General features: G+C 34.3%; 2 protein-coding genes. Both read right to left on the bottom strand.

Annotation, left to right across the window (positions count from 1 at the left end; translation table 11 throughout):
• Positions 1 to 1,153: ATP-binding protein (locus U9P79_04350; protein MEA2103858.1), on the bottom strand; the 1,153-nt coding region annotated here is incomplete at its 3' end.
• On the bottom strand, positions 1,146 to 2,300 hold a 1,155-nt coding region (locus U9P79_04345), incomplete at its 5' end, for a type I restriction-modification system subunit M (GenBank protein MEA2103857.1). The genes U9P79_04345 and U9P79_04350, both read right to left, overlap by 8 nt.

Genomic DNA, 2,300 nt, shown 5'->3' with positions numbered 1-2,300 from the left:
CCGAAACTTTTCCGAAATTATTCCTTGGAAAAATAATTGAATAAAAATCTCCGAATTCAAATTTTGGTTGTTTCGCATTTGCTTCTTTCAGTAAGTTGCGAATCTTATTAATTCCTGTTCCCATATTTTCCACAAAATCTATTCTGTGTAATAAAGAAGCGATAATCTGGTTTCTGCGAACTGCTTTTTTCCCAAAATCTTTTTCCGATAATCCTTTTGGAAGTCCACCTGGATTTGAAATTTCTAAGCGGTCGTCAAAGATTTCAATCACAGTGTGCGAACCTTTCAGAAAATAATCACGATGCACCACAGCATTTATCACAGCTTCACGAATTGCATCGAGTGGAAGTTCATAAATTTCTTTTCGCCTCGCAGTTCCCGTCATCTCGTATTTTACTTTGAGTTCTTGTTTTATAAAATGAAGAGCATTATCAATATTTGTGATAATATCCTGAGCATAATCTTTTCGGTTGAGAATATGAATTCTTTCCATTCCGTCAAAAACTGCACAGGTTATGGTGGCTTGTTCACAAAGAAGTTGAATAGTTTCAGTAAAGAACAAAACTCCGGCATTTTTCATTTTCAGTTTGCCATCAATTTTTTCCGCGACACCCAGGTTTATCAAAATAGTTTCATCGTCGAGATTTTGGGTGATGCCTGCAAATTTTAGAAATCCCGAAAGTTTATTTGGAGAATAATCTCTTTCAAAATCGAATTTTTTATGAAATTGTTCTTCAAAACTAAGCTGACCTTCAAATTGTAAGAATTCAATAATTTGATCTCTTTTCATTTTCTGAGCATTTGCTCCCATTCTTACATAAAAGCCATCGGAACACTGATATGGTTTTTCTTTCCCTTCAGGAATGATAATGGTAAGAATATTATTAAATTCTTCTAATTTTATTTGAACAACAGGTTGGCAATTATTGGCAATGTCCTGAATTTGAGAGCGAAGTTTATTTGTGATTTCAATTCCTTTTGGTTCTCCGCTATCAGTTATACCAATAAAAATACGACCGCCGGAAGCATTGGCAAAAGCAGTTATCTCACGCGAAAGTGAGTTATTGATTTTCTCTTTAAATTCCACAAGATAAGATTCGCCGGTTTGCAAAATATAATCAAATTCTTTATCGTTTAAGTATTTATTATTCATAGCCAAGTTCTTTCAAGAAGATGTTTAGTTGAGTATTTTCTTTTTCTCTTTCTTGCAAAATATCGGTAAGCGTAACTGTGTATTTATCAAAGATAATTTCCAGTTTGGCTTGCAGTTCTCTTTTGTATTGCAGCACATAATTCATAATTGTATCTGCAAAAACTTGTTTCCAACGGATAAGAATGAGCTTTTCCGCTTCATCGGGAGTAATCTTTTCACGGGCTTTTTCCACCAGTTCATCGGTTTTGTCTTTAACTTCTTTTATGGTCTTTTTGCATTCTGCCAACTCTTTTTTGGTATCATCGTGTGTTTGCAGTTTGGCAGTAATTTTAATCTTTTCGGTTTCAAGTGGTTTTATTTGAGAATTCAATTTAGAAATTATCTCATCAAATTCAGTGAGGTTATCAGCAACTTTTTGGCGTGCTTTGGCTGTTTTAATATCTTTTTTAAGTTCTCTTATTTTACCGTTAATTTCTTTTAAATCGCTTTTAATTTCTTTGTAAATAACTTTGGGGAAAACATCATATTCTTCTTCATTAAAATCATCATCCTCTAATTCATCCACTTCTTTAAAGAGAGCTTCCAGTTCATCACGGCGAGTTTCATTTTGTCGTTTTTCTGCCATAATTTCGGGGAATTGCGATTCCAGGATTTCATTTTCGGGAATCAATTCTGCGTTCCAACCGCTGGCAGAAACTGATTTTAGGTCAGACAATAATTCGTTCCAATATGCAGCAAAAGAACCGCGAGATTTGTTAATATCCAGAATACCGAGTTTGCTGAATTTTTTGGAAATTGTATCGGCAAAAATATTGTTGAGTTCAAAGAGGTTTTGTTTGGCGGGAAGTTGGTGCAAATAATTTACATTGTTTTGCCACCAGTTTTCAATTGCTTCTACATATTCCAGATGTTTTTGTTTAACTTCTTCCGCATCATCCAGAAACTTTTTTATATCTTCTTTCTCATTTATAATTTTGCTAAATTGTTGGTAATTTTCTTTAAGATCGGAAAAAAGTAATTTCCTGATTCCTTCGTAATTATCAAAATACTGTTGCAAAGCATCAATCTCGGCAAGCGGAATTCCGCCGTGTAAATGAGCGGAAACATCTTGCGGTTCAGGATCGGGAGAGTTATCCACATATCGTCT

Source organism: Candidatus Cloacimonadota bacterium (assembly GCA_034661015.1).
In the GTDB taxonomy this organism is placed as follows: domain Bacteria; phylum Cloacimonadota; class Cloacimonadia; order JGIOTU-2; family JGIOTU-2; genus JAYEKN01.
This window is presented reverse-complemented; position numbering and strand designations above follow the sequence as displayed.